The following is a 25,727-nucleotide window of genomic DNA, read 5'->3' on the forward strand; positions in this document are numbered from 1 at the left end:
AAGGCCGTGTGGTGAACTCCTGGGCAGACGTGCTGAACCGCGCTGGTCTGGGTATGGAAGTAATGCACGAGCGCAACGCTCACAACTTCCCCCTTGACCTTGCTGCTGCTACTGCCACACCCGTGGCACTGACCGCACCTGCAATCGGTTGATAGTCAACAGCCCAGCTACGGCTGGGCAATAACGGAATCCCAAAAGCTCCCTTGAATAAGGGGGCTTTTTTGTTGCATGGGTGGTTGCCCAATTTGTACAACAACCTGCGCAACAAGCTTGGGCAGCTAAATAGAAGGGAGCACAGAGCGAGAGGGGACTACGTATGTAGCCACTAGGTAAAAGCAAGAAGTCAGGGCTTACGCCAGATCACAGCAGTACGCCGGCGGGGATAAAGCTCCCGGCACAGCGGGCAGATGGTGCCGTCACAACCACGAGCCGTGCAGAATTCGCGCCCATAAAAAATGATCTGCAGGTGCAAGCGATTCCAGGCTTCTTTAGGAAACAAAGTCTTGAGATCATGCTCCGTTTGCACAACACTCTTGCCACTGCTGAGACCCCAACGCTGCGCCAATCGGTGGATGTGGGTGTCTACGGGGAAGGCGGGCACACCGAAGGCCTGGGCCATCACCACACTTGCGGTTTTGTGACCAACCCCAGGCAGGGCCTCAAGCTGTTCAAAACTGCGGGGCACCATGCCGCCATGGCGCTCAAGCAAGAGCTCGGCAAGGCGTTTGACATTGCGAGCCTTGGTGCGAGCCAGGCCAAGCTGGCGGATATGGGCCAGGATCGTCTCCTCGCTCAGGGCTGCCATCGCAGCAGGGTCCTGGCCAGCTGCAAACAGGGCCGGGGTGACCTCGTTGACCTTCTTATCTGTGCATTGGGCGCTCAGCAGGACCGCCACCAGCAGCGTGAAGGAATCGCTGTGGTCGAGAGGTACAGGGGTTTCGGGGTAGTGCTGCTGCAGCCGCTCCATGATTAGGGCGACACGCTCCTGCCTCTTCAAGATCGCGCTATGCCAAAGGTGAAGCCCAGTTTGTAGGCTCGCCCCAACGCAGGTGGGCCATGGGCAGCAGCTTCGGAGATCTCTTTCGGATCAGCACCTTCGGCGAATCCCATGGCGGCGGGGTTGGCGTAATCATCGACGGCTGTCCGCCCAGATTGGAGCTGGATCTAGAAGCGATTCAGGCCGAACTCGACCGCCGCAAGCCAGGCCAGAGCAAGATCACCACCCCCCGCAAGGAGGATGACCAGGTCGAAATTCTCAGTGGCCTGCTCGATGGCGTGACCCTCGGCACACCGATCGCGATGGTGGTGCGCAACAAGGATCAGCGACCGCAGGACTACAGGGAAATGGAAGTGGCCTTCCGTCCCTCCCACGCCGATGCCACCTACCAAGCGAAGTACGGCATACAAGCCCGCAGCGGCGGCGGCCGGGCTTCTGCCCGAGAAACCATCGGCCGAGTAGCTGCCGGGGCTATCGCCAAACAGCTCCTGGCCAAGGCCCACGGCACCGAAGTGATCGCCTGGGTGGAGCGCATCCACAACCTTGAGGCTTCGATCGACCCAGGACAGGTGACCCTGGCGGCCGTGGAAGCAAATATTGTGCGCTGCCCCGACCAAGCCATGGCAGCCCAGATGATCGAGCGCATCGAGGCAATCGGCCGGGAGGGCGATTCCTGCGGCGGCGTGATCACCTGCCTGGTACGCCAGGCGCCAATGGGCCTTGGCATGCCCGTATTTGACAAACTCGAGGCGGACCTGGCCAAGGCGGTGATGTCGCTGCCGGCCACCAAGGGGTTTGAAATCGGCTCGGGCTTCGCAGGCACCCTGCTCAAGGGCAGCGAGCACAACGATGCCTTCCTACCCACAAGCGATGGCTCCCTGCACACAGCCACCAACAATTCCGGTGGCATCCAGGGGGGCATCAGCAACGGCGAGCAAATTGTGATTCGGGTGGCCTTCAAGCCCACCGCCACGATCCGCAAGGCCCAGCAGACGATCAATGACCGTGGAGAAGCCACCACCCTGGAGGCCAAAGGCAGGCACGACCCTTGTGTACTGCCTCGGGCCGTGCCGATGGTGGAGGCGATGGTGGCCTTAGTGCTCGCCGATCACTTGCTACGCCAAAAGGGCCAGTGCGGCCTGTGGTAGCTAGGTCCGCAGGCGCTCGACAAGCCTGGCCAACGCCTCCCAATCGGCGGGGTTAACCAGGGAACCACCCAAGGCGACCGCATCAACTCCGGCAGCCAGCCAGGGCTCCACATCAGCAGGGCCAAGTCCACCTGCCGCAATGCAAAAGGGCAAGCCATCAGCGCCAGCCAGAGGAGCTGCTAGTCGTTGCCAATAGGAACGGCCCAGCGCAGCTGCGGGGAAGAGCTTGACGATGGAGCATCCCCACAAACGCGCTAGGTGCACCTCTGATGGAGACATCACACCTGGCACGAACTGCAAACGCAGAGCGATTGCAGCCTCAATCAAGTCACGATCCAGCACCGGTGAAACCGCATAGCCCAGGCCAGCAGCAGCAGCAGCGTTAAGGCCAGCCAAGTCAACTACCGAAGCCGCACCCAATCTCAAATGCGCGAAGCGCTGACGAAGCTCAATCGCCTGGGCAACCCAAAGGGGGTTGCTGCTCCAAGCAAGCTCTACATGCTGAACACCCAGCTCCTGCAAACGCTCTAAACAGGGCAGCAGCTCAAGCAGGTCATAAGCACGAAGCACCACCAGCAGGGGCTGGTGGTGCAAAGCGGCTAGCAGCGTTGGCGGTTCAGACGTATTCCGCCACCTTCACGTCGCTGCGGATCAGCAGCTCCTGCAGGTCATCAGCGTCGACTGTTTCCTTCTCTACCAACATCTCGGCGAGCTCATCAAGCACCGAACGATTGTCGACGAGAACGCAAGTGGCACGCTTGTAGGCCACCGCCACCAGTTCGCTGACTTCCTCGTCGATTGCGGCAGCGGTGTCTTCAGAGAAATCACGCTCTGCAGCGATATCACGCCCCAGGAACATGCCCCCCTGGCTGCGACCCAAGGCCACGGGGCCAAGGCGATCGCTCATGCCGAATCTAGTAACCATCTGACGGGCAACTCGGGCTACCTGCTGGAGGTCGTTAGAAGCGCCGGTTGTGACTTCGTCTTCTCCGTAGACGATCTCTTCAGCAACACGACCACCTAGGGCAACTGCCATCTGGTTCTGCAGATAGGCGCGGGAATAGAGACCTGATTCCATCCTCTCCTCAGAAGGGGTGAAGAAGGTGAGGCCGCCTGCATTACCCCGAGGAATGATCGAAATCTTCTGCACCGGGTCGTAATCGGGCATCAGGGCACCGACCAGGGCGTGGCCAGCTTCATGATAAGAAACAAGCCGCTTCCGCTTCTCGCTCATCACCCGATCCTTCTTCTCCGGGCCAGCCATGACGCGCTCGATGGCGTCATTGACCTCGTCCATCGCCACTTCAGTGAGCTGACGGCGGGCAGCGAGAATCGCGGCCTCGTTTAGGAGGTTTGCCAGGTCAGCACCGGTGTAGCCAGGGGTGCGGCGAGCAATCTTGTCGAGGTCGACATCCTTGGCCAAGGTCTTGCCTCGGGCGTGGACGCCAAGGATCTGCAGGCGGCCGGCGTAGTCGGGACGATCTACAACCACCTGGCGATCAAAACGGCCTGGGCGCATTAAGGCTGCGTCCAGCACATCTGGCCGGTTGGTTGCAGCCACAATGATGACGCCGGCATTGCCCTCAAAGCCGTCCATCTCTGTAAGCAGCTGGTTGAGGGTCTGCTCGCGCTCATCGTTGCCACCGCCAAGACCAGCTCCGCGCTGGCGGCCTACGGCGTCGATTTCGTCAATAAAAACGATGCAAGGAGCACTCTTTTTGGCTTGCTCAAAAAGATCACGCACCCGGCTGGCGCCAACACCCACAAACATCTCGACGAATTCCGAACCGGAAATCGAGAAGAAGGGCACGCCAGCTTCCCCTGCCACAGCCTTGGCGAGCAGGGTTTTACCGGTTCCTGGCGGGCCTACCAGAAGCACCCCTTTAGGAATTTTGGCGCCAACCGCGGTGAAGCGATCTGGGTTCTTGAGAAAGTCAACGACTTCAGTGAGCTCGAGCTTCGCTCCCTCAATACCGGCCACATCGCCAAAAGTCACCTGGGTTTGGGGCTCCATTTGAAGCCGCGCCTTGCTCTTGCCGAAATTCATTGCCTGATTGCCACCACCACCCTGGGCGCGACGCAACAGGAAAAACAAGCCACCAAGGAGAAGTAGCGGGAAAATCAGACTGCCAACGGCCTGCTGCCATGCAGCGGGCTCGCGGCTGGGCTGGACCGCGATATCGACGTTGTGGTCGGTGAGCAGCTTGAGCAGGTCCTTGTCAGGAGCAAGGTTGACGACCGCACGGCGTCCGTCGTTTTCGACTACTTGGGCCGTGCCCCGGTCTGGGGAAATCAGCACCCGCGAGACTTCGTTGTCCTGAACGGCCTCTACGAAGTCGCTGTAGCGGAGAGTGCGCGGCGCATTGGCCGGGTCGGGCCTGTCGAGGAAAGCCGTGCCCACGGCGATCATCACGATCACCAAAAGGACATAGAGCCCCGCGTTGCGCCAGCGCTTCTTCAAGAACCTTGCCTCAGCTGAGAAGTCAGTTACGGAATGTTAACCGGCTGCGGCCCGCAGCACTTCAACCACACTACGGAAGGCAAACCACTCTGGGATTTCTTCGCCACCACGCAGCATCTGACGGAATTGGGTGCCGCTGAGCTTGCGGATGTGCAGGCCTCTGGCTTCGGCATGTTCAGCGGTCACGTATCCCTCCTCCTCCGTGTAAACGAGATTGAGCGAGGGCACGGTCTCCATCCCGAGCTCTGCAGCGTTGTCGCGGGCAAAATCTTGGGCTTGGTAGGGGCCGTAGAAGTCTTCGCCGCTGAGGGAGCTTTTGCAGCCGGCCATGTCGCGGCCAATGATGAAGTGGGTGCAGCCGTAGTTCTTGCGGATGATCATGTGCTGCAGAGCCTCCCGCGGGCCAGCCATGTGCATCGAATAAGGCAAGTAGGCCCAGCGAATTCTGGCGTTATTCACCTCTGCCGCCAGCCGCTCGTAGGTCTGGAAGCGCACCTCGCCGGCAATGTCGTCGTCCTGGGTGGGGCCGCAGGTGGGGTGCACCAGCACCACACCCTGCTCACTGACGTTGGCCGCGTCCAATGCCCGGGTAAACAGCTCGTAGTGGGCGCGGTGAATGGGGTTGCGGCACTGGAAAGCCACCACGCTCTGGCCAGCGGGGAGAGTTGCGCGCACTTCAGCGGGCGTTTTGCAAGGGAACACCCGGCTGGGCAGCTCCAGGCCCTGAATACTGCCGCCGAGGTAGATGCGACCCCGCTCGGTGGCGATCATCTTCACCGCCGGATGCTCAATTGAGGTGGTGGCATAGCAGCCCTGAGCCTCACGCGCCTTGTCAGGCTCCCAGCGACTCTCCACCGTCAGCACGGCCAGCTCCTGACCGCGATAGGTGAGCAGCAGCTGGTCGCCAATAGCAATCGAAGCGTCGTCGGTGTCGAAGACGATCGGCAGGCCAAACAACAGGCCACTGGTGGTGCGGTGGCCCGCCACCACGGCTTCATAGTCCTGCTGATGCATGAAGCCACGTAGGGGCGAGAAGCCTCCCACCACCAGCAACTCAACGTCGCAGGCATTGCGATCGCTGCACTCGATCCTGCGGCTCACCCCAGCGAGCAGCGACTCGCGCTCAGCCGCAGGCACTGCCAAATTCACCAAAGACCCACCGTGAGGCGCGATCAAGCCAGCGGATTCAGCGGCGGTCATGGAGGCCAACTCAGGAAGGCGTGGATTCTCCCAGACCGGGGGAGTCGAGGCTCAAGTGCCAATAAAAAGACCCAGAACCCAATAAAAAAGGCCCCGATGGGGCCTTAAAGAGTCAGGCAAGAACTGCGAGCTAGCGCCCAGGGGTCAAGCCTGCTCTAGGCGGCCATAGAGCTGGCCGACGATCTTGACATCGACAACCGCCTTGGTGCCCATGTCGGAGTCGGAAGGCTGGATTGCAGTAAACACACCGGCAAACTCGCCTGTACTGGGATCGACTTTGGTAATTGAGAGGTTCATGGTGCCGGAGCCATCCACATAGCGCTTCACGGTTTCGCCGGTGAACTCATCTCCAGCAGGAACCAGGCCGACAGCGCTGCTGTAGCCGGTGGTTAGACCACGGCCTTTGGGGTCGAGGAAGTTGCTGGTGCGGTAGCTGGGAGCCCGGTAAGGACCTTCAAAGTCGGTGCTGGTGGTCAGAGCTGAACCATCAGCCGTGGCCAACAACTCCTTGCTGGAGAAGGTGAAGGGCACTTCCTCACCACCGGGCAGCAGCACGGTGATCGGCTGGAAGTCGATGCCGCCGAGCTCCTTGAAGCTAAGGCCATCGGCAGTAACTGCCAGATCGCCGTAAACCTGATCAAGGCTGGAGGTGAAACGGGTAAGAATTTTGCCGGCAACAAACTGTGCCTCCTGGCGCTTGTTAGCTGGCTCACCCTTCACGTACACCTCGGCAGGGTGCATGCAAATTTCTCGGAGCTGGTACTTAGCGGCGGAATCGAGGGAGATCGAGCCGCGGGCCGATTCCGGCAGGGTCGGACAGTCGTTCGCTAAGCCGGTGTTGTGGATGTCTTCGTAGGTGAGATTGGCGCGATCCACTGCCTTGGCGCCACCGCTGCACGCGGTCACCAGGGTCAGGCACAGCGCCAGCACAAGAGCCAGCAGAGGACGAAAACTCATGGGGAAACGCCGCAGAGACGGTGGATGGGAACTGGGCTGTCGCCGATCCTACCGGTGCAAATCTGCTATTCCCCGTACGATGTCGCGGCTCTCAACAACCTGTATGCGAGAGCCAGACGCGAGCGCAAAGCAAGACCAGTCATGAGCCTCACCCCATCCCAGCAAGGCCGTCTCACCAACCAGCTGCAGCAACTAAACGAGCTGGCAAGTGAGCTCGAAGGCAAGCCTGAAGACCTGCTGACCCTGCTGCGCCAGCTCGAGCAGCTGCATCGCTCGGTCCAAGACGGTCCATTCCGGGGCAGCCTTCCAGCCGACCGCAGCCAGCTGTTCAGCCTGCTGCAAAGCGTCGAGCGCAGTGGGGGCTGGCCCTACATCCCGAGGTTGCAACTGCGCACCTTCATGGATCTGCTCCAGCACGAAGCTGCTGCAGACGAGAACCTGCCCGCCGAAGAGACTCTGGTGGCTTAGGGCCTCAGGGCGGTAAGCAATTGCTGGGCAATCGCCAGCTTTGAGCCTGGCTCGATGCGTTGCTCACCGCCCTGCCCTCCCAGCAGCCAACCGTGGTTGCTGTTCACGCCAAAGCCCGCATCGGCTTGATCTATCGGGTTCGCGAACAGCAGGTCGCAGCCTTTGCGGGCCCACTTGGCACGGGCCTGAGCCAATACATCGCCCGATTGGGCCGCGAAACCCAAAATCCGCTGACCGGGGTGCCGGCGGCTCACCAGGCCAGCCAAAAGATCGGGCACCGGCTGCCAGCCGGAGGCGAGCTCAACGGAAAGCTCCTCTTTGGTCAGTTTGTGCGGGAGCGGTTGCTGGCGGCGGTGGTCGGCCACAGCCGCCGCCATGGCAATGGCATCGGCACAAGGCTGAAGACGCACCAAGGCCCGCTCCATATCGGCCGCCGTCTGGACAGGCACACAAGCCAAGCCCTCCAGCAACTGGGAATCCACGGTCAACGGACCATGCACCAAAGTCACCTCCGCCCCACGCAGCCGGGCTGCCTGGGCTAGCAGCACACCCATCAGCCCGGAGCTGGGGTTGGTGAGAAAGCGGGCCGGATCCAGTGGTTCGCGGGTAGGGCCGGCAGTGACCAAAAGCCGCAAGCCAGCCCAGTCCCGCTGCCAACCCCACAGCTGCAGACACTGCAAGGCCAGTAGGAGCTGTTGCGGCTCAGCCATGCGGCCGTCCCCCTGCTGGTCGCAGGCCAACAAGCCCGCCGTAGGCCCCAGGGGCAACACCCGCTCAAAACCCTGCAGCAGCTCCCAGTTGCGGCGCACTCCCGGGGAGATCCACATTGAAGTGTTCATGGCCGCAGCAGCCAGCACCGGCGCCTCGGTTGCCAACAGGGTGCTGGCCAACAGGCTGTCAGCCAACCCATGCACCCAACGACCCAGGCTGGTGGCACTCAAGGGCGCCACCAACACCAACTCAGCCCACTCCGCCAGCTCCACATGCAGCGGCCTGGCAGCGCGATGACTCCACTGATCCGCATCGAGGCTGCAGGGATTGCGGCTGAGGCTGGCAAGGGCAACCGGACTTACCAGTTGGGCCGCCGACGGCGTAACCAGGCAACGCACCTCGGCGCCGCACTGAACCAGGGAGCTCACCACCAGAGGCAACTTAACCGCAGCGATGCTGCCGCTGATACCCACCAACACGCGGCGACCAGCCAGCGGGTGCACCAAGGGGTCAGCAGCAGCCGCCGAATCAGTCCTCATCAAAGGGTTCCTGGTCCACCAGATGCACGTAGGGCCGAGCCAACTCCGGTTGGTGGATCGCCAGGGCACGCATCAGGTGCCAATCGGCTAAGCCGTCAAAGGCACTGGGGTAGTCGTCTTCCTCCAGTCGACGGGCGAGTTCGGCTATCGAAGCTTCATCGAAAGCGGCGAGCCGTTCGGGGGTGATCGACGCGTTCATGGAAGTTGCTAGGGAGGTGAGGTCGGGGATAATGGGCTTCTAGGGACAAGAGAGCCCTAAGCCGGGGAGTTAGCTCAGCTGGTAGAGCGCTGCGATCGCACCGCAGAGGTCAGGGGTTCGAGTCCCCTATTCTCCATTACGACTCAAAGAAGTGCTGCTGGTCAGCCCTATGGATTGGCATCCAGACGCCGAAGCCAAACTTAAGGAAGTGCCCTTTTTTGTACGTCCAGCAGTGCGGCGCCGCATCGAATCCATGGCCCAGGAGGCCGGTCTTAGCGCCATCGATGCCCCCTTCTACGAGCAGGCCAAGGCAAGGTTTGGCCAGAAGTGACCCGGCGATGCGGTAAAAGGGTGCATCAGTAGAACACCCATAGATGTCGCAGTCGAAACGCGAACAGGTGGTTAGCCACCTGCGGTACATCCGCCAGGAGCTCCGAGAAATGCACCAGGGTGTCATGGACGACGGCTTACTGCCAGAAGCCGGCGAGGTACGTGGGGTTATGGCCCAGATGGAAGCTCTACTGGAGCTCCTCGAGGGCAAATCCTCACGCAAGAAGGACAGCGACGGCTGAGACCCAGATCGGGAAGCCCCTGGGGGACGTCAAGCCCCTTGGGACGCTCTGGCAAACGTCTGCGGGCAGTTGATCATTGGCCAGCCAGGCGCTTTGGTTGCTCAGTCCCCATCACCCAGCCCGGGCCATTGGCCTCGGGCTTTTTTATTGGAATCCCCTATATGTAGCGCCAAAAGGCTGCGCACACGCCAGAGATGGTGTAGACAAGCAATGGCAGGGCTCGGGCCGGGTGATGGGGATCACCGCCTTCAGCATCCCTGCCTCCCCTTTTGGCCCTCGCTGATAACCCTTCAGCCGTGATGGCCTCACCTCCCGGAAGTCGTTATCAACAGACCGGCTTTCAGGAACGGGTTGCCCAGGCTCGGGCGGCCCTAGAGAGTTGGGCAGCCAATCCCTGGCGGCGACTATCGCTGTTGTTGATCGTGTTGCTGATCAGCTTCAGCATTGGCGGAGCCGTCGGCTCGATCACCGGCACCCTGGCCAAGCTCGACCCGGTGGGGGCACTGATCTGCGTGGCCGCCATCGAGCTGGCCATTCGCGCCAGGGGACCGCTGATACGTCGTGGTGGCGATGCACTCGTGCTGCAATTGCTCGATATGGCACGAATCGGCTTGCTCTACGGCTTGCTGCTTGACGGCTTCAAGTTGCTCTGATTCAACTGCTGGAAAGCTTTTCAAGCCAGCGGTTCTGCCGCGGCCAGCAGATAGAGCAGGGCCATGCGCACAGGGATGCCATTGCGCACCTGCTCCTCCACCAGTGAAACGGCGGGATCGTCGAGCACATCTCCCGCCAGCTCCACGCCCCGATTCACCGGGCCCGGATGCAGCAGTGGCACGGACGGGCCGCAGGGGGCTAGGCGCGATCGGGTGATGCCGAATTGCCGGTGATAGGTGTCGAGGCTAGTGAGCAGGTGCTGATGCATGCGCTCCTTCTGAAGTCTCAGAGTCATCACCGCATCGGCCCCGGCCAGGGCCTGCTCCAGGCTGCGCTCAATCCGCACCGGGCCCCGCGCCGCCACCGGATCGGCCGCCTGGCCTGGCGGTGGTGCCGCCACAAAGTCGGCGAAGGCGGCGGGCAGCAAGGTGGGCGGGCCGCAGAGCACCACCTCGGCGCCGCAGGCGGTGAGGGCCCAGAGGTTGGAGCGGGCCACGCGGGAGTGGAGCACATCACCCACAATCACAATGCGCTTGCCCCTCAGAGCCGCGGGCGTGGGGGCTTCAGGGGCAAAGTGGCGCGCCAGGGTGAACAAATCCAGCAATCCCTGGCTGGGATGGCTGTGCAGGCCATCGCCAGCATTGAGCACCGCGACCCGCTCACCGGCACGGTCGAGCTCGGCCGCCAGGCTCTGGGGCACCCCGGCGCAGCGATGGCGCACCACCAGCACATTGGCGCCCATCGCCACGTAAGTGCGGGCCGTATCGAGCAGGCTCTCGCCCTTGCTGAGGGAGCTGGAGGAGGGAGAAAAACTCTGCACATCGGCAGAGAGCCGCTTTGCCGCCAGCTCAAAACTGCTGCGAGTGCGGGTGCTTGGTTCAAAGAAAAGGCTGGTCATCAACCGCCCCTGCAGGGCGGGCAACTTGCGAGCTCCAGCCACCGGCAGGGCCCGGAAACGTTGGGCCAGCGTGAGCACGGTGGTGAAATCATCCAGCGAAAAGGCCGCCAGATCCAGCACGTGGCGGTGGCTCCAGCTGCTCAAGGGGTGCGGCGACTCACAGGACCACGGTAGGGCCAGCCGAGGGACACCACAGCACCTATTCTTACCAAGTAATACCTATCCAAGCTAGGCCTCGCCATGGCTGAATCCAGCGGTTGCGCCGTGACCAGCAAAGGGCAGGTGACGATTCCCCAGATGATGCGGCAGCAGCTGGGCTTGCACAGGGGCAGCCGTGTTTGTTTTGAATTGGTGGGCGATCACCTGGAGGTGAGGCCGGCGCGACCAGCAAGCAGCCCCACAGCCAGCGGCTTTGGCCTGCTGAAAACGACCATCCCAGCCGTGCCAAGCGACTTCGATCCGGCCATGCTGTTGCAGCCGTGATCGGCCTGGATACCAATGTGCTGGCCCGCTACTTCATCGACGAAGCCGGTGCCGATGACGCCACCGTCAAGCAGAGAGAAGCCGCACGCACCTTGCTCGAATCGGGCCAGGGCCTGTTTATGCCCAAAACCGTGGCTCTGGAATTGGAGTGGGTGCTACGGGGGTATTACCGATTCAGCCGGGATCAGGTTGGGCTTGTCTTTGACGCACTGCTGAACCTGCCAACCCTCCAGCTCGAAGACCGCGCCGCAATCGAACAGGCCTTGGCAGGGCTGCGCGCCGGGCTTGATTTCGCCGATGCGCTGCACCATGCCAGTTGCCGCGCCTGCACGGCGATCGCCTCTTTCGATCAGCGCAGCTTCGCCAATCCTGCACGCGCGCTGAATCTGCAACCGAGGGTGATCACACCCCGCTGATCCTTCCAGCCTCCTGCGCTGGAAGCTGCCGATCACCCCTGACCCGCCGGCTGATGCTGCGGCTCGCCCGCCAATACCAGCGCCAGGGCAGGTCCTGGCCCTGACAGATGCCGATGCGGCTGGTTTGCATCAAGTGGACCGCGGCCATATTTGCCAGCGCTGGGGGGCGCGGGGCGAGCCACAGGCCCTGATCGGGATGCACCAGCTGGGCGTTATGGGAGCGATCGATGCCAAAGCAGCGTGCCAATAGGGCGGGACCCGCCGCCAGCCGCTCCGGCTCACCAAGAATGGCCACGGCGCGCAGCAGCACCCCATTGGCCCAGTCGGCTCTCCCTGTCACCACGTTGACGCAGTGGTGGATGCCATAGCTCACATAGACATAAAACCGCCCAGGCTCACCAAACAGGGTTTCGTTGCTGGGGGAGCGGCGGCGATAACCGTGGCAGGCGGGCTCGCTCTGGCAATACGCCTCCGTTTCCACAATTACGCCCCACAGCAACTCGCCTGAGGCTTGGCGTTTCACCAGCAGGCAGCCGATGAGCTCAGGGGCAACCTGCTCGGCGGGGCGGGCGAAGAAGGCCTTCGGCAATGGATTCACCACAAGTTCGACGTGTTGCTCGCCACTGGGAGCAGCCGCCAGCAAACTGAAGTCCTTAGTGCCAAAACCAGGGTCCGCCATGCACACCACCGGTTTCTCCCTCGCCACCGTACTGATCTTTGGCAGCGGCCTTTTTGTACTGGCCACCCTGTTTTTTGGCACCAAAGGCGGCTACTACGACAGCGACGACTACGACGGCAACGGCACCGCTCACTGACCCTGACCAGACAGCCTCTCGGCCTCAGGGCAGTCTTCGGAGGTGATCACGTCATCGGGGCTGCCACTGCGGCAGACGTAGGCCAGCCTGGTGCTGACGGCCCCGATTGAATCGAGCCGCACGCTCTCCTCCCAGCTGTGGGTTTCGTCGTCGTCTTCAGCGTCGTAGCGCAGGGTGACGAGATCCCCCTCGAGCTCCACCACCGTGGCCTCCTCAATCCAGCGCTGCTGGTCACGCAAAAACACCCACACCGGGCGCTGTTCGGCACAAAACTGATAAAGCTTGCGGTGCAGCATGGGCCGAGGCACTGCTGGCCTTCAAACATTAGCCAGTCTCCAGGGTCTACCTGCTGTTCACCATGATCCAATCCGCCAGCTCCAATGACGCCATTCGCCTGCAACTGCGTAGCTGGCCTGAGGTGGAGACCTATCTGGAAAATTGCAAGGGCGTGATCGTGCCCCTAGGGTCCACTGAGCAGCACGGCCCCACCGGCGCCATCGGCACCGATGCGCTCACGGCCGAGGCCGTGGCCCTGGAAGTGGGCAGCCGCACCGGCGTGCTGGTGACTCCGGCCCAGGCGTTCGGTATGGCCGAGCACCACTTGGGCTTTGCTGGCACCGTGAGCCTGCAACCATCCACCCTGCTAGCCGTTCTGCACGACGTGGTGCTGTCACTTGCACGCCACGGCTTCGAGCGCATCTACGTGATCAACGGCCATGGCGGCAACATCGCCACCAGCAAGGCCGCCTTTGCCCAGGCCTATGCCAGCGCCGCCGATCGGGGCCTGGCGGTGGCGCCGCGGCTGCGCTGCAAGCTGGCCAATTGGTTCATGGCTGGCCCGGTAATGCAGGAGGCGCGCAGCCTTTATGGCGCGGAAGAAGGTCACCACGCCACCCCCAGCGAAATAGCCCTCACATTGCACCTGGAGCCCAGCCTGCAGACCAAGCAGAGGCCCCTGCCTGATCCAGCCCCGGCCGGCCCCATCCACGGCCCCGAAGATTTCCGCCGCCGCCATCCGGATGGCCGCATGGGCTCAAACCCCTACCTGGCCCAGGCCAGCCATGGCGAGCGCTTCTTGGAGCTGGCCGCCACCGCCCTTGCCTCAGACCTGGAAGCCTTTCTGACCTGAGCGCTAGCGTCGGCATATCTGGTAATTCCCGATGAGCAAGATCACCGCAGACGACGTGCGCAAGGTCGCCAAGCTGGCCCGCCTAGACCTGCCCGAGGCCAAGATCGCCACTTACACCGGCCAGCTCGAGCGCATCCTCGACTACGTAGCCCACCTTGAAACAGTAGACACAGAAGGAGTGCCAGCCACCACTCGAGCGGTGGAAGTAGTAAACGTCTGCCGTGAAGATCTGGTAACCCCTACGGACGTGCGCGAAGAGATACTAAATGAAGCTCCCCAAAGGGAGGGAGACTTCATCCGGGTGCCCAAAATCGTAGCTAGCTGAGCCAAGTCAGCTATCCAATTATCGCACCGGCGAAATTGCAGTGCGATGAAGCAACTCCAGCACTCGCCTGCGGGCATGGCGGGTGGGCATTAATGCAGCAATAGGCCTAAGCTTGCTGCGCTTTTTGCGATGACTTCGAACGCCAAGAAAGATATCGTAGAGGAAGTTAAGACCATCATTTTTGGTTTCAAACAAGCCAAGCCGCTGGGGCGAACCTTTGGCATCAAGGATGGGCTTAGTGGCGTGATAAGCAGGGCGGTATTCAAACCAGGGTATAGACGGCCACAGGTGATGAATAAGGTGATAATTCTGACCCATGATCAACCAATTCATCAGTCGTCCCGGATAAACGCGGGAGTTGTGCCAGCGGTTGCGCGACTGGAAGGGGCGGTGGGGCAAGTAGTCAAAGAACAGGCCCAAGGTCACTCCGACCATTAGGGCAGGGGCAAACCAGCAGTTGAAAATAAAGTCAAGAAAGCCAAATTTTGCAGCGGCCACAACAATCGCCACAAATACAACCCGAGCTAGGCCCCACTCAAACAGTTCATAACGACGCCACAAACGGCGGCGGAAGAAAAACAGCTCGTGATAGAAAAATCGTGGCGCAATCAACCACAGGGGTCCAAAAGTGCTGACGATGTGATCAGGATCGTTCTTGGGATCATTCACATGGGCATGGTGCTGCAGGTGCACCCTGGTAAAAACGGGAAAGCTGAAGCCAAGCAGCAGGGCAGCGCCATGGCCCATCACCGCATTCCAGAAGCGGTGCGGATGGGCCGCGTTGTGGCAGGCGTCGTGAATCACCGTGCCCTCTAAGTGCAGGGCCAGAAATCCGGTACCAAGCAGCACGGGCAGGGGCCAGCCAGCCACAAACCAGCCCCAAATCGTGAGGGCAGCCAAGCCGTAGCCAGCCAAAAACAGCCCAACCGTGGGGTTCCAGGCAGCAGGCGGGTCAAGAAATTCGCGCGGCACAAGCCGCGAGGGAGATGCCATTGCCCCCTCGGAGTGCACGGCAGTTGAAGAGGCGCCCAGAACCTGTGTCATCTCAGCCGAACCAGATCCCAGAACGTTGCATCAAGGCAACTTAAGAAAGTGATGATGCCCACCGGGGGACTTGAACCCCCACGACCTAAGCCACTGGTACCTAAAACCAGCGCGTCTACCAATTCCGCCAGGTGGGCAGAACGGGACTGTAGAGACAGATGCGTGGAGTCGCCCACAATGGGGGACTCCACGCCTTCTGGCCATGCTCGCCACCCTGGGCGGACTCCTGGCGCTGCTGCTGGGACTCGCCATCCTGCTGCTGCCGCTGCTGGCCACCGAACTGAGCCGGCCACGGGATTCGGCCTGGGGCGCCGTAGTGCTGCTGCTGGGCCTGGTGCTTGTAACCAGTGCAGACCGGCTCACGGGCGCACCGATGCTGGGCGTGCTTTGCGGTGGCCTACTGATCGGCAGGCTCGCAGGCGAGGTTTCCCAGGGCCGCTGGCGGCAGCTCACCGCTGAGGAGCAGCAGCGGCTTTGGTCGACGGAACGCTGGCAGACGAGCCTGCAACAAGCCGGCGCCAGCCTGGCCCATCTGCTCACCCTCCTGACCACTGCCACTTCAGGCATTAGCCAATGGCTGACTCAGCAACGCCAGCCCAAAGCCAGTGGCAAACGCTGGGTGCGCCCGGAAGAGCCGAGCTCCATAAGCGAGATCGACAGCCTGGTGATCGACAGCCTGGTGACGGCCGAAATCCCGGAACCGCAACCGCTGCCCGAGCCCTCCAGCAGCCAGGCGGGATAATCAGCTCTGCTGCCCCCAGGCGACGTGACCGCCAGCCCTGCGCCCGTCTCCTACCCCCTCTCCTACAAGGACACGCTCAACCTGCTGCAGACGCCCTTTGCGATGAGGGCTAATGCCAAGGTGCGCGAGCCGGAAATCCAGGCGTTCTGGGCCCAGCAGCGGCTCTATGAGCGCCTGAGCCAGCAGAACCCCGGCGAGGTTTTCACCCTGCACGACGGCCCTCCCTACGCCAATGGGGCCCTGCACGTGGGCCATGCTCTCAACAAAATCCTTAAGGACATCATCAACAAAACCGCCCTGCTGCAGGGCAAGCGGGCGCGGTTTGTGCCTGGCTGGGATTGCCACGGCCTACCAATCGAACTCAAGGTGCTGCAGGGGCTCAGCAGCAGCGACCGGGCCGAGCTCACCCCGGTAACGCTGCGCCAGAAGGCCCACGCCTACGCCCTCGAGCAGGTGGAGGGCCAGAAGAGCGGCTTCCGCCGCTGGGGCATCTGGGCTGACTGGGAAACGCCCTATCTCACCCTGCAGAAGGACTACGAGGCCGCCCAGATCGGCGTTTTTGGCGCCATGGTGCTAGCTGGCCACATTTATCGAGGCCTCAAACCGGTGCACTGGAGCCCCAGCTCCCGCACCGCCCTGGCCGAAGCCGAACTCGAATATCCCGACGGCCACACCTCCCCCAGCGTTTTCGCGGCCTTCCCGGTGGTGGCGCTACCCGAGGCCCTGGCCACCCAATTAGAAGCTGCTGGCCTAACGGCCAAGGCGGCCACAGGGGCTGGCGGCCTGGCAGTGGCTATCTGGACCACCACCCCCTGGACACTGCCGGCCAACCTGGCGGTGTCGGTGAATGGGCGGCTCGACTACGCCATCTGCGCAGTGGCTGCAAGGGGCGACGCCCCCACCCCAGCCGCCAGCCACCTGGTGGTAGCCGCTGAGCTGATTGAGAGCCTGCAAACCAGCCTGGGACTGGAGCTCACTCCTCTTTTAATCCTTAAGGGCAGCGAGCTAGAGGGAATTACTTACCGCCATCCGCTGCTGGAGCGCACCAGCCCGGTGGTAATCGGCGGCGACTACATCACCACTGAGGCCGGCACGGGCCTGGTGCACACCGCCCCGGGCCACGGCGTAGACGACTTCAACACCGGCAAGAAATACGGCTTGCCTGTGCTCTGCCCCGTGGATGAGGCCGGCAACCTCACCGCCGAAGCCGGGCCGTTTGCTGGCACCAACGTGCTCAAGGACGCCAACCCCGCGATCCTCAGTGCCCTGGAAGCCACCGGCCTGCTGCTCAAGCAAGAGCGCTACGAACACCGCTACCCCTACGACTGGCGCACCAAAAAACCGACGATCTTCCGAGCCACCGAGCAATGGTTTGCCTCAGTGGAGGGCTTCCGCGCCGCCGCTCTTGGCGCCATCGCCGAGGTGGATTGGCTGCCTGCCAGCGGCCGCAACCGAATTGAAGCGATGGTGAGCGATCGGGGCGACTGGTGCATCAGCCGCCAGCGCACCTGGGGCGTGCCGATCCCCGTCTTTTATCACCGCGAAACGGGTGAGGTGCTGCTCAACGAAGCCACCCTGGGCCACATCCAGGCCCTGATCGCCGAGCACGGTGCGGATGTGTGGTGGCAGCGCGATGAGGCAGGCCTGCTGCCTGAGGCCTACGCCGCCGAAGCCAGCAACTGGCGCAAGGGCAGCGACACCATGGACGTGTGGTTTGACTCAGGCTCCTCCTGGGCTGGCGTGCTCCAAGAGCGCGGCCTTCACTACCCCGCCGATCTCTACCTAGAAGGCAGCGATCAGCACCGCGGCTGGTTCCAGAGCAGCTTGCTCACCTCAGTGGCCGTGAATGGCCACGCCCCCTACAAGCGGGTGCTCACCCACGGCTTCACCCTCGATGAGAAGGGCCGCAAGATGAGCAAATCGCTGGGCAACGTCGTCGATCCGGCGGTGCTGGTGGAGGGAGGCAAGAACGAAAAGCAAGAGCCTGCCTACGGCGCCGATGTGCTGCGCCTGTGGGTGAGCTCGGTGGATTACTCGGCCGACGTGCCGCTGGGGCCTGGGATCGTCAAGCAGCTGGCGGATGTGTACCGCAAGGTGCGCAACACGGCCCGCTACCTGCTCGGCAACCTGCACGACTTTGCACCAGACAGCGATGCCGTGCCCTACGACCAGCTGCCTCTGCTGGATCAGTGGATGCTGCAGCGCACCGCCGCCCTGATCGACAGCGTGACGGGAGACTTCGAGCGCTATGAGTTTTACCGCTTCTTCCAAGCCCTGCAGAACTTCTGCGTGGTGGACCTGTCCAACGTCTACCTCGACATCGCCAAGGACCGCCTCTACGTGAGCGGAGCCGATGAGTTCCGCCGCCGCAGCTGCCAAACGGTGCTGAGCCTGGTGCTGGAGCGTCTCGCCGGGCTGATCGCACCGGTGCTGTGCCACATGGCCGAGGACATCTGGCAAAACCTGCCCTACCCGGTAGCCGAAACCTCGGTGTTCGAACGGGGCTGGCCCACGGCCCCCGATGGCTGGCGCCAAGCGCAACTGGAGGCGCCGATGGAGCGAATCCTGGAGTTGCGATCTTTGGTGAATCGCCAACTGGAGAGCTGCCGCTCCAGTGGCCAACTGGGTGCTTCGCTTGAAGCCCAGGTGCAGCTGGAGCTGGAAGCAGGCAGCACCAACACGGCGGAGGCCCTGCGCTGGCTGGCCAGCTCAAGCCACCCCAGCGTCGACAACCTGGCCGACTGGCTGCTGGTGTCGGGCCTCAAGGAAGGCGGCGTAGCGCCTGCCGAGCTGCTGGCCGAAGCCAGCGAAAACGGCATCACAGTGCGCATTGCCAAGGCCGAAGGCCAAAAATGCGAGCGCTGCTGGCATTACGAAAGCGACATCGGCCAGCACAGCGCCCATCCCAGCCTCTGCGGTCGCTGCGTGGCGGTGCTGTCCTGAACGCCAAGGCACTGATTGAGCGGCTGGAACTCCAGCCCCATCCGGAGGGTGGCCACTACCGCGAGACCTACCGGTCAAGTGAGGTGGTGGAAACGCCGCGGGGACCCAGGGCCGCCAGCACGGCGATCTTGTACTTACTGGCCGCAGGCGAGTGGTCCAGATGGCATCGGATCTGCTCCGATGAGGCCTGGCACCACCATGGCGGCGACGGGCTCCTGATCTATCAACTCCACCCGGATGGCCAGGCTTGCGTCAGCAGGCTTGGGCTTGATCTAAGCACCGGAGAACGGCCCCAGGTTGTAGTGCCTGCTGGCAGCTGGTTCGCAGCTGAACCCGTAACTGGAAACACCACATGGAGCCTGGTGGGCTGCACAGTGGCCCCAGGCTTTGATTTCGTCGATTTCGAACTAGCCAGCCAGACCCAGCTGCAGTGCCACGCCGCCCAGCTGGAATCCTGCTGCAGTGATTGGCGCCGCCTGGTTGGGATGGGCTGATCTGGGGGCTCAATCCCAACCGCCGGATTCAAGGAAAACCTCAGGGGAAACGGGCCCAGCCAACAGCTGTTCCGAGGCCGGATTCAGGGGGGCCTGCAGTAATTCAGCTGTTTCGATCACCGCCCCCTTGGGCAGCAGTGGCTTGTCAGGATCGAAATCGGTGGGGTGGGTGGTGCTGCTCGAAAAACCGCGAAAAATCAGCAGCTCGTAGGGCTCAAGCGGACCTGCCGCCAACTGAAGCTGGCCCCTGAGCCGCAGCACCCGATCGGGCCGCTCCCGGCTCAATTCTTCCAGCCTGGCGAGCAGGGCCATCGCGGATGCAGCGGAGAGGGTCATGGCCAGAGAGAAGGCGGGGCGGCAGGGGAAGCAATAGGGCTGATCCTCAAAAATCGCCAGCGATTCGCCCCTGCTTGGGCAAGCGCACCAGCAGCCATTGCAACAGTCCCACCACATAGGCAACCAAACCCACGTAACCGATGAAGGCGGCCACGCCAGGGGTCCATTCGCCGCCAAAAATGAAGGCAAACAGACCCTCAACATGCCGGTGCAGGCCGAGGGGCGGCTGAATCCAAGCGGCGCAACGGGGCTGGGCCAAGCCTCCGGGGCCCAAACAGCCAAGGGCCGTGGCAGTAAGCAGGGCGCCAAGCACGGCCCACACCGTAAGACTCCAGCGCCAGATGCGCAGGGTCAGGGGCAAGGGACGCCAGGGCGGCAGGTCGGCCAGCTCCTCGTTGAGATCCACCCAGAACCAGACGCTAAGCACCACCAGTAGCTGGGCCAGCAGCAAAACCACAAAGCCGAGGGGCCGCCGGTCGGTGAGCAGCAGGGTTGCAAGCAGCAACAGGCTGGCCACCTTCCAATAAATCCCCAGCAGGCGCACCAAGGATCCCTCCTTGCGTACCGACGCCCAGATCAGGAGCACTAGGGGCAAGCCGACGCTGAACAGCATCGCCAGGCGGACATCGAGCCACACCAAGGAGCGGTACAGAGGTTCTGGTAGGGCGGCGAGCACGCGTGTGGTTCGGTAAGGCGCCATTATCCGCGTCCCCGGCAAGCGATAGGGTCCAAGTCATGGCCGCCTTCTCCCTGCCCAGCTGGCTCTCCCGCACCTTCGGAGCCCGTCCAGCCCAGGCCTGGTGCCGCACCGCCCTGGCCAGCGAAACCTCGCTGCAGGCGTCGGTTGAAGAGATCGCCAGCCAGCTGCGGGGGGCCGGTCCAGCAGATCTGGCCTTGGTCTTCGTCGCAGCCAGCTACGCCAGCGACCTGCCCCGGCTGCTGCCCCTACTTCAGGAGAAACTCCCAGCCAGCCATTGGATTGGCTGCCTGGGCGGTGGGGTGGTGGGCACGGATGCTGGCGGCAGCCCCCATGAGCTGGAAAACACGCCGGCCCTGAGTGTCACCCTGCTGCGCCTACCCGGCGCCGAGCTCCACCCTTTTGCGATTGATACCGACTCCCTTCCCGATCTCGACGGCCCCGCTGATCCCTGGCGCGACCTGCTCGATGCGCCAGCAGCTCCCAGCCCCTCGATGCTGCTGCTGGTGGATCCCAGCTGCTCCCGGATCAACGATCTGATCAGTGGCCTGGATTACGCCTGTCCAGGGGCTGCGAAAATTGGCGGCGTCGCTGGCCCCCACAGTGCCGGCCATGGCTCCCTGCTGTTTGGAGATCAGGTGGTTCGCGGTGCCGTCGGCTGCCTCATTGGTGGAGCCTGGCAACTCGATCCGGTGGTGGCCCAGGGCTGCCGGCCGATCGGGCCGGTTTTTGATGTGGAGCAAGTTCAGCGCAACGTGGTGCTGGAAGTGAGCCAGGGCCAGGCCCGCCGCAGCCCTGTAGCAGCGCTTCAGTCGATCCTCACGGATCTGAATCCCGAGGAGAGGGAGCTGGTGAAGCACTCGCTGTTTCTGGGCGTGGGCCGTAGCAACTTCAGCCTCAGCGCCGCAGATCCAGATGGTCCCACCGCTTTTCTGGTGCGCAACCTGCTTGGTGTCGACCCCCGCAACGGCGCCGTAGCCGTGGCTGAACGGATGCGGGTGGGACAACAGGTGCAGTTCCAACTGCGCGATGCCAGCACCTCCAGACTGGAACTGCGCCAGCTGCTGACCAGCCAGCGGGGTCGCAACCCGGAGCCCCTAGCCGCCCTGCTGTTTGCCTGCCTAGGCCGTGGCGTTGGGCTCTACGGCAGCGCCGATGGCGACGTGGAGCTGTGCCGGGAAGTGTTTGATCAGGTGCCCATCGCCGGATCGTTCTGCAACGGCGAAATCGGCCCGGTCGCCGGTAGCACCCATCTGCACGGCTACACCGCCAGCCTGGCCTTCCTGGTGCCGCGCGGAGAGGGCTGAAGGTGCGCCAGCACGTCAATCCGCTCAGCCGCTTTTTCCAGCTACCCCGGCCCCTGCCGCCGCCAGCCGAGCTTTTCAGTCAGCCGGATCTCCCCCTCCATCTGGACATTGGCTGCGCCCGCGGCCGCTTCCTACTGGCCCTGGCCCAGCACCAGCCCAACTGCAACCATCTAGGTGTTGAAATCCGCCGGCCATTGGTGGATGCCGCCGAAGCCGACCGCCAGGCCCTGGGGCTCGGCAACCTCCACTACCTGTTCTGCAACGCCAACATCAGCCTGCAGGACTGGCTGGTGGCCCTGCCAGCCGGGCTGCTGCAGCGGGTGACCATCCAGTTTCCAGATCCCTGGTTTAAGCAAAAGCATCAAAAGCGGCGGGTGCTGCAGCCCGCCCTCCTGCTGGCCCTGGCCGAGGCGCTGGGGCCTGGCCGTGAGCTGTTTATTCAGAGCGATGTGCTGGCGGTGATCACACCGATGGTTCAGCTGATCGAGGCCAGCGGCGGCTTCGATCGCCCGGCCGCCGATGGGCGCCCCTGGCGTGCCGGCAACCCCCTGGCGGTGCCAACCGAGCGCGAAACCTACGTGCTGAGCCAGGGGTTGCCGGTCTACCGGGTGCTCTACCAACGCAACGACCGCAACCTGGAAGGCCTGACCAACCTGGAAGATCAGCTCGAAGCGGTTGATAATCGGGCCTGAAGCCAGGCTGCACCCCTTGAGCGCCCCCCCAATGCCAATTTTGTTGCGCTGGCAGGGCTGCCTGCAGCGCGCTGACAGTGGTCCCCTGGGGCGGCAGCTAACCCTGATAGCCGGCCTGGTGCTCTGCGCCCTGATGGTTGGCCTGCCCTTGGTAACCCGCAGCGGCCTCAGCCTGCTGGTGCTGGCCAGTGGCCTCCTATGGCTGCTGCTGGCCCTGACCACTACCCCTGGACCGCTGGTGGAGATCGACCGCTGGATTCTGGGGATCCTGGCCATCGCCCTGCTGGCCACAGGTTTCTCACCGGTGCCCCTGGCCGCCGCCAAGGGGCTGGTCAAACTTGTGAGCTATCTGGGCGTCTACGCCCTGATGCGCCAACTGCTGACCCTGGCTCCGGTCTGGTGGGACCGGATCGTGGCTGCGCTGCTGGCTGGAAACCTGGTCACCTGCGTGATCGGCATCCGCCAGCTCTACGGCGACAGCGGCGAACTAGCCCGCTGGGCTGACCCCAACTCCGTGGCCGATGGCACGGTGCGCATCTACAGCACCCTCGAAAACCCCAACCTGCTGGCGGGGTATCTGCTGCCGGTGCTGCCCCTAGCCCTCGTGGCCCTGCTGCGCTGGCCGGGCCGAGCCCGCAAGCTCTTTGCCCTCACTGCCCTGGTGCTGGGCGTCGCCGCCCTAGTGCTCACCTTCAGCCGCGGCGCCTGGATGGGTTTGGTGGCCGAGGCGGCCGTGATCTTGCTGCTGCTGGCCGTGCGCGCCACCCGGGCCTGGCCCTTGCTCTGGCGGCGCCTGTTTCCCCTGCTGCTGCTGCTAGGCGGCGCTGCCCTGCTCGTGGTGCTGGTTACCCAGGTGGAGCCGCTGCGGGTGCGGGTGATGAGCCTGGTGGCCGGCCGGCAAGACAGCTCCAACAACTTCCGCATCAACGTCTGGCTTGCAGCCCTGGATATGGTCCAGGCCCGCCCGTGGCTTGGCATCGGCCCCGGCAACGACGCTTTTAACCAGATCTATCCACTGTTTCAGCAACCCAAGTTCAACGCGCTCAGCGCTTACTCCATCCCCCTGGAGCTGGCAGTAGAAGCCGGCATTCCTGGCCTGCTGGCCGGGATCGGCCTGCTGCTGGCCAGCCTGCGCAGCGCCACCAGCCTCTGGCGCAGGGATAGCTGCTTCAGCCTGCCGGCCCTGGCGGCGATCGCCGTAATTGCTGGGCTCACGGTGCAGGGACTAACCGACACGATCTTTTTCCGGCCGGAGGTGCAACTGAGCGGTTGGTTTTGCATCGCCACCCTGGCGGCCGGAGCTAGCCGCGCCGAAGGTCGTGGCTGAGCCAAGCCTAATTGCCGGCTTCGACGCTGGCCAAACCCACACCAGCTGTCGCCTCAGCGATGCCTGCAGTGGTGAGCTGCTAGGTGAAGGCCAGGGGCCTGGAGTGTGCCACCTGGCCGCAGCCGACGGCCCCACCCGCTTCCACCAGGCCCTTCAAGGCAGCCTGGCGCAGGCCCGCCTGCATCTGCCGCACACCGGCACGCCCCTGCTAGCCGCCGGCATTGGCGCCAGCGGCATCGAAGTGGGCAGCTCCGTCCAGGAGCTGGGCCGGCAGCTGGCGGCCGAGGCCCTGCAGTTACCCCTGGAGCGCGTAGTAGTCACGGGAGATGAGCGCACTGCCCTGCGCGGAGCCATGGGCAACCACCACCAGGGCGGCATCGTTGTGATCAGCGGCACTGGCACCATCGCCGTTGGGCGCAATCCGGCAGGCCAGGAACACCGCTGCTCCGGCTGGGGCTGGCTGCTAGATGGGGCTGGCTCGGCCACGGACATCGGCAGGGATGGCCTAGCCCTCAGCTTGGCGATGGCGGATGGACGGCAGCCCGATTCGCCCCTGCGAGCCCGGATCTGGGCAGGACTGAATGTGAGCACAGGCGACCCCCAGGCCGCTCAGGCCATCAAAGCTTTGGTTGTGGAGCCTGGCTTCGGGGCCGCGGGCTTTGCCCGCCTGGCACCGCTGGTGGCAGTCGCCGCTAGCGAGGGTGATGCTGGCGCCGCCGCCGTTATGGAGCGCTCCGCCCAGGCCCTGGCATTAATGGCAGCCACCATCTGCACAAGGCTGCAGCTAAGTGCCCCGCGAGTGTGGCCCATGGGCGGGGCGCTGGAGCACCTTGCCTTGCTGCGCTGCCGGCTGGAGGCCTGCCTTAGGGAGTGCTGCCCAGGCGCTCAACTGCAGATCCCCGCCGCAGATGCCTGCAGCGGAGCCCTGAGCCTGGCTCGGGAATGCCTAGAAGCTAGGCCGCGTTGAGGTGCTGCTCCGCTGCAGCAGCCAGCTGGCTTGACCAGTGGTCCACCAGCTGCTGATCGGCGGCCTCCACCATCACCCGCAGGAGTGGTTCGGTGCCACTGGCGCGCACCAGCACCCGGCCCTGTCCCTCCATCGCAATCTCCGCCTGCTCCACGGCGAGCCGCAGCGGCTCGCAAGCTTGCCACTGCTGGCGCCGTTGCCGGTCTGGCACCGTCACATTCACCAGAGTCTGGGGGTAGGGCTTGAAACTGCTATCCATCCAGTCGGCCAGTGATTGGCCACTGCGATGCAACAACGTGGCCACTTGCAAAGCGGTGAGCAGCCCATCGCCACTCATGCCATGGCGGGCCGACAAAATATGGCCCGACTGCTCGCCACCGAGGCCAGCGCCCATCTGCTCCATCGCCTGGTGGACGTATTGATCACCAACGGCGGTGCGCTCGAGCACCCCTCCCTTGGCCTGCCAGGCACGCTCAAAGCCGAGGTTTGACATCACCGTGGCAACGATGCGATTGGCCGGCAACTGGCCCGCATCAAGCAGGGACGTTCCCCAGAGATAAAGAATCTGGTCACCATCCACCACCCGGCCCCGGCCATCCACCGCCAGCATCCGATCTGCATCGCCATCGAAGCCAAAACCCATGCTGGCTCCGGTCTCGAGCACCGCACGCCTGAGCGGCTCAAGGTGGGTGCTGCCGCAGTCCACGTTGATGCGCGCCCCATCCGGCTTGCCGTGCAACACGGTGAGTTCTGCGCCTAAGGCCCGAAACACCGCCTCTCCACAGGCAGAAGCCGAGCCCCAACAAAGGTCTAGCACAATCTTGCAACCTTCCAAGCGCCGACCCATCACGCTCGCCACCAAGGACCGCTGGTAGTCGGCTAGTAAATCGGGGCGATCGTGCACAACTCCTGTGCCCAAGAAGCCGCCGGAAGCACCTATTGCCGGTCCAGCCCCAACCCCCTGCAGCCCAGCCTCGATCGCCTGCTGCTGGCCGCGGCTCAGCTTGGCGCCGGAGGCCCCAAACACCTTGATGCCGTTGTCTTCAGGGGGGTTGTGGCTGGCGGACACCATCAGACCGCCAGCCGCGCCAAGACGGCGAATGGCGCCAGGAATCGCTGGCGTAGGGCATAGCCCCAGGGTCCATACCTCCCTACCTGCAGCCGTGAGTCCGGCGGTGAGCGCCGCCACCAGCATCGGGCCACTGC

At 63.4% G+C, this 25,727-nt stretch carries 31 protein-coding genes, 2 tRNA genes and 1 pseudogene; 19 read left to right on the plus strand and 15 right to left on the minus strand.

Annotated features, from left to right (window positions below; translation table 11 throughout):
• Nucleotides 1-152, plus strand: a pseudogene (locus KBY72_RS10505) (photosystem II q(b) protein); the annotation flags it as partial.
• A 191-nt stretch (nucleotides 153-343) separates the two neighbouring features.
• On the opposite strand, the gene nth reads toward KBY72_RS10505, so the two are convergent.
• Complete coding sequence (gene nth / locus KBY72_RS10510) at nucleotides 344-997, minus strand: endonuclease III (protein ID WP_254961872.1); 654 nt, start codon at nucleotides 995-997, stop codon at nucleotides 344-346.
• Nucleotides 998-1,056: 59 nt separating this feature from the next.
• Between nth and aroC the strand changes: the two genes are divergently transcribed.
• Nucleotides 1,057-2,145, plus strand: a complete 1,089-nt coding sequence (aroC, locus tag KBY72_RS10515) for a chorismate synthase (protein ID WP_254961871.1) — start codon at nucleotides 1,057-1,059, stop codon at nucleotides 2,143-2,145.
• Here aroC and KBY72_RS10520 read toward each other — a convergent pair whose 3' ends face one another.
• The 4 genes from KBY72_RS10520 to psbO form a co-directional block, all read right to left on the minus strand.
• A complete protein-coding gene (locus KBY72_RS10520; protein WP_254961870.1) occupies nucleotides 2,146-2,739 on the minus strand; it encodes a bifunctional 4-hydroxy-2-oxoglutarate aldolase/2-dehydro-3-deoxy-phosphogluconate aldolase in 594 nt (197 codons plus the stop codon).
• Nucleotides 2,740-2,761: 22 nt separating this feature from the next.
• Nucleotides 2,762-4,606 carry an ATP-dependent zinc metalloprotease FtsH3 gene (gene ftsH3 / locus KBY72_RS10525; protein ID WP_254961869.1) on the minus strand — a complete coding sequence of 615 codons (1,845 nt, stop codon included), beginning with the start codon at nucleotides 4,604-4,606 and terminating at the stop codon, nucleotides 2,762-2,764.
• Nucleotides 4,607-4,642: 36 nt separating this feature from the next.
• Nucleotides 4,643-5,806, minus strand: coding sequence for a sulfate adenylyltransferase (sat, locus tag KBY72_RS10530; protein ID WP_254961868.1), 1,164 nt, complete (start codon nucleotides 5,804-5,806; stop codon nucleotides 4,643-4,645).
• Between the two features lie 144 nt (nucleotides 5,807-5,950).
• A complete protein-coding gene (gene psbO / locus KBY72_RS10535) occupies nucleotides 5,951-6,763 on the minus strand; it encodes a photosystem II manganese-stabilizing polypeptide (RefSeq protein WP_254961867.1) in 813 nt (270 codons plus the stop codon).
• A gap of 141 nt (nucleotides 6,764-6,904) precedes the next feature.
• Between psbO and KBY72_RS10540 the strand changes: the two genes are divergently transcribed.
• Nucleotides 6,905-7,231 (plus strand): hypothetical protein, encoded by a 327-nt coding sequence (locus tag KBY72_RS10540; protein WP_254961866.1) that lies wholly within the window; start codon nucleotides 6,905-6,907, stop codon nucleotides 7,229-7,231.
• On the opposite strand, the gene coaBC is transcribed toward KBY72_RS10540, so the two are convergent.
• Both coaBC and KBY72_RS10550 read right to left on the minus strand, forming a co-directional pair.
• The gene (gene coaBC / locus KBY72_RS10545; RefSeq protein WP_254961865.1) at nucleotides 7,228-8,481 is read right to left on the minus strand and encodes a bifunctional phosphopantothenoylcysteine decarboxylase/phosphopantothenate--cysteine ligase CoaBC; all 1,254 of its coding nucleotides are present in this window, start codon (nucleotides 8,479-8,481) and stop codon (nucleotides 7,228-7,230) included. The genes KBY72_RS10540 and coaBC overlap by 4 nt on opposite strands.
• A complete protein-coding gene (locus tag KBY72_RS10550; protein ID WP_106632313.1) occupies nucleotides 8,471-8,680 on the minus strand; it encodes a DUF2555 domain-containing protein in 210 nt (69 codons plus the stop codon). The genes coaBC and KBY72_RS10550 overlap by 11 nt, the downstream gene beginning before the upstream one ends.
• A gap of 63 nt (nucleotides 8,681-8,743) precedes the next feature.
• On the opposite strand from KBY72_RS10550, the gene KBY72_RS10555 reads away from it, so the two are divergent.
• The 4 genes from KBY72_RS10555 (at nucleotide 8,744) to KBY72_RS10570 (ending at nucleotide 9,905) form a co-directional block, all read left to right on the plus strand.
• Nucleotides 8,744-8,816 (plus strand) — tRNA-Ala (locus tag KBY72_RS10555).
• A gap of 33 nt (nucleotides 8,817-8,849) precedes the next feature.
• Nucleotides 8,850-9,011 (plus strand): PCP reductase family protein, encoded by a 162-nt coding sequence (locus tag KBY72_RS10560; protein ID WP_254961864.1) that lies wholly within the window; start codon nucleotides 8,850-8,852, stop codon nucleotides 9,009-9,011.
• 43 nt (nucleotides 9,012-9,054) lie between these two features.
• Nucleotides 9,055-9,252: a hypothetical protein gene (locus tag KBY72_RS10565; RefSeq protein WP_094559179.1), complete on the plus strand. Its 198-nt coding sequence runs from the start codon at nucleotides 9,055-9,057 to the stop codon at nucleotides 9,250-9,252.
• Between the two features lie 299 nt (nucleotides 9,253-9,551).
• The gene (locus tag KBY72_RS10570; RefSeq protein WP_254961863.1) at nucleotides 9,552-9,905 is read left to right on the plus strand and encodes a DUF565 domain-containing protein; all 354 of its coding nucleotides are present in this window, start codon (nucleotides 9,552-9,554) and stop codon (nucleotides 9,903-9,905) included.
• Between the two features lie 20 nt (nucleotides 9,906-9,925).
• On the opposite strand, the gene KBY72_RS10575 is transcribed toward KBY72_RS10570, so the two are convergent.
• Nucleotides 9,926-10,948 (minus strand): aspartate carbamoyltransferase catalytic subunit, encoded by a 1,023-nt coding sequence (locus KBY72_RS10575; RefSeq protein ID WP_254961862.1) that lies wholly within the window; start codon nucleotides 10,946-10,948, stop codon nucleotides 9,926-9,928.
• A 96-nt stretch (nucleotides 10,949-11,044) separates the two neighbouring features.
• On the opposite strand from KBY72_RS10575, the gene KBY72_RS10580 reads away from it, so the two are divergent.
• Complete coding sequence (locus KBY72_RS10580) at nucleotides 11,045-11,287, plus strand: AbrB/MazE/SpoVT family DNA-binding domain-containing protein (protein ID WP_254961861.1); 243 nt, start codon at nucleotides 11,045-11,047, stop codon at nucleotides 11,285-11,287.
• Nucleotides 11,284-11,703: a type II toxin-antitoxin system VapC family toxin gene (locus KBY72_RS10585; protein WP_254961860.1), complete on the plus strand. Its 420-nt coding sequence runs from the start codon at nucleotides 11,284-11,286 to the stop codon at nucleotides 11,701-11,703. Before KBY72_RS10580 ends, KBY72_RS10585 begins: the two co-directional genes overlap by 4 nt.
• On the opposite strand, the gene KBY72_RS10590 is transcribed toward KBY72_RS10585, so the two are convergent.
• Nucleotides 11,690-12,382, minus strand: a complete 693-nt coding sequence (locus tag KBY72_RS10590; RefSeq protein WP_261361212.1) for a DNA-3-methyladenine glycosylase — start codon at nucleotides 12,380-12,382, stop codon at nucleotides 11,690-11,692. The two genes, KBY72_RS10585 and KBY72_RS10590, sit on opposite strands and share 14 nt — an antisense overlap.
• On the opposite strand from KBY72_RS10590, the gene KBY72_RS10595 reads away from it, so the two are divergent.
• Nucleotides 12,381-12,518: a hypothetical protein gene (locus KBY72_RS10595; RefSeq protein WP_193486239.1), complete on the plus strand. Its 138-nt coding sequence runs from the start codon at nucleotides 12,381-12,383 to the stop codon at nucleotides 12,516-12,518. The two genes, KBY72_RS10590 and KBY72_RS10595, sit on opposite strands and share 2 nt — an antisense overlap.
• Here the strand turns inward: KBY72_RS10595 and KBY72_RS10600 are convergent.
• A complete protein-coding gene (locus KBY72_RS10600; protein WP_254961859.1) occupies nucleotides 12,512-12,814 on the minus strand; it encodes a glycine/sarcosine/betaine reductase component B subunit in 303 nt (100 codons plus the stop codon). The two genes, KBY72_RS10595 and KBY72_RS10600, sit on opposite strands and share 7 nt — an antisense overlap.
• Before the next feature lie 62 nt (nucleotides 12,815-12,876).
• Here KBY72_RS10600 and KBY72_RS10605 point away from each other — a divergent pair, with 62 nt between their 5' ends.
• Together KBY72_RS10605 and gatC are read left to right on the plus strand one after the other, a co-directional pair.
• Complete coding sequence (locus tag KBY72_RS10605; protein ID WP_254961858.1) at nucleotides 12,877-13,647, plus strand: creatininase family protein; 771 nt, start codon at nucleotides 12,877-12,879, stop codon at nucleotides 13,645-13,647.
• Between the two features lie 31 nt (nucleotides 13,648-13,678).
• Nucleotides 13,679-13,972: an Asp-tRNA(Asn)/Glu-tRNA(Gln) amidotransferase subunit GatC gene (gene gatC, locus KBY72_RS10610; protein WP_254993539.1), complete on the plus strand. Its 294-nt coding sequence runs from the start codon at nucleotides 13,679-13,681 to the stop codon at nucleotides 13,970-13,972.
• Nucleotides 13,973-13,990: 18 nt separating this feature from the next.
• Here gatC and crtR read toward each other — a convergent pair whose 3' ends face one another.
• Both crtR and KBY72_RS10620 read right to left on the minus strand, forming a co-directional pair.
• Nucleotides 13,991-15,016 carry a beta-carotene hydroxylase gene (gene crtR, locus KBY72_RS10615; RefSeq protein ID WP_254961857.1) on the minus strand — a complete coding sequence of 342 codons (1,026 nt, stop codon included), beginning with the start codon at nucleotides 15,014-15,016 and terminating at the stop codon, nucleotides 13,991-13,993.
• Between the two features lie 55 nt (nucleotides 15,017-15,071).
• A tRNA-Leu gene (locus KBY72_RS10620) sits at nucleotides 15,072-15,153 on the minus strand.
• Nucleotides 15,154-15,218: 65 nt separating this feature from the next.
• Here KBY72_RS10620 and KBY72_RS10625 point away from each other — a divergent pair.
• The 3 genes from KBY72_RS10625 to KBY72_RS10635 are packed head-to-tail and all read left to right on the plus strand — an operon-like array spanning nucleotide 15,219 to nucleotide 19,195.
• Nucleotides 15,219-15,758 (plus strand): Ycf66 family protein, encoded by a 540-nt coding sequence (locus tag KBY72_RS10625; protein WP_254961856.1) that lies wholly within the window; start codon nucleotides 15,219-15,221, stop codon nucleotides 15,756-15,758.
• A gap of 24 nt (nucleotides 15,759-15,782) precedes the next feature.
• Entirely contained in the window at nucleotides 15,783-18,701 is a 2,919-nt protein-coding gene (ileS, locus tag KBY72_RS10630; protein WP_315859545.1) for an isoleucine--tRNA ligase, read from the plus strand.
• A 14-nt stretch (nucleotides 18,702-18,715) separates the two neighbouring features.
• Nucleotides 18,716-19,195 (plus strand): cupin domain-containing protein, encoded by a 480-nt coding sequence (locus KBY72_RS10635; protein WP_409995494.1) that lies wholly within the window; start codon nucleotides 18,716-18,718, stop codon nucleotides 19,193-19,195.
• Nucleotides 19,196-19,204: 9 nt separating this feature from the next.
• Here the strand turns inward: KBY72_RS10635 and KBY72_RS10640 are convergent, their stop codons facing one another.
• Complete coding sequence (locus KBY72_RS10640) at nucleotides 19,205-19,531, minus strand: hypothetical protein (protein WP_254931347.1); 327 nt, start codon at nucleotides 19,529-19,531, stop codon at nucleotides 19,205-19,207.
• Nucleotides 19,532-19,577: 46 nt separating this feature from the next.
• Nucleotides 19,578-20,231: a DUF3177 family protein gene (locus KBY72_RS10645; RefSeq protein WP_254993544.1), complete on the minus strand. Its 654-nt coding sequence runs from the start codon at nucleotides 20,229-20,231 to the stop codon at nucleotides 19,578-19,580.
• Between the two features lie 35 nt (nucleotides 20,232-20,266).
• Here KBY72_RS10645 and KBY72_RS10650 point away from each other — a divergent pair, with 35 nt between their 5' ends.
• Genes KBY72_RS10650 through KBY72_RS10665 form a run of 4 tightly spaced genes read left to right on the plus strand, consistent with a single transcriptional unit; the run spans nucleotide 20,267 to nucleotide 24,521 of the window.
• Nucleotides 20,267-21,535, plus strand: a complete 1,269-nt coding sequence (locus tag KBY72_RS10650) for an FIST N-terminal domain-containing protein (protein WP_254993546.1) — start codon at nucleotides 20,267-20,269, stop codon at nucleotides 21,533-21,535.
• A gap of 2 nt (nucleotides 21,536-21,537) precedes the next feature.
• Nucleotides 21,538-22,227 (plus strand): tRNA (guanosine(46)-N7)-methyltransferase TrmB, encoded by a 690-nt coding sequence (gene trmB / locus KBY72_RS10655; protein ID WP_254931353.1) that lies wholly within the window; start codon nucleotides 21,538-21,540, stop codon nucleotides 22,225-22,227.
• Nucleotides 22,228-22,258: 31 nt separating this feature from the next.
• Nucleotides 22,259-23,554 (plus strand): IctB family putative bicarbonate transporter, encoded by a 1,296-nt coding sequence (locus KBY72_RS10660; RefSeq protein ID WP_254993548.1) that lies wholly within the window; start codon nucleotides 22,259-22,261, stop codon nucleotides 23,552-23,554.
• Entirely contained in the window at nucleotides 23,547-24,521 is a 975-nt protein-coding gene (locus KBY72_RS10665; RefSeq protein ID WP_254993550.1) for an N-acetylglucosamine kinase, read from the plus strand. The genes KBY72_RS10660 and KBY72_RS10665 overlap by 8 nt, the downstream gene beginning before the upstream one ends.
• Here KBY72_RS10665 and glmM read toward each other — a convergent pair.
• Nucleotides 24,508-25,727: phosphoglucosamine mutase (glmM, locus tag KBY72_RS10670; protein WP_254993551.1), on the minus strand; the 1,220-nt coding region annotated here is incomplete at its 5' end. The genes KBY72_RS10665 and glmM overlap by 14 nt on opposite strands.

The sequence above is a fragment of the Cyanobium sp. BA5m-21 genome, assembly GCF_024346235.1.
Classification (GTDB): Bacteria; Cyanobacteriota; Cyanobacteriia; order PCC-6307; family Cyanobiaceae; genus Cyanobium_A; species Cyanobium_A usitatum.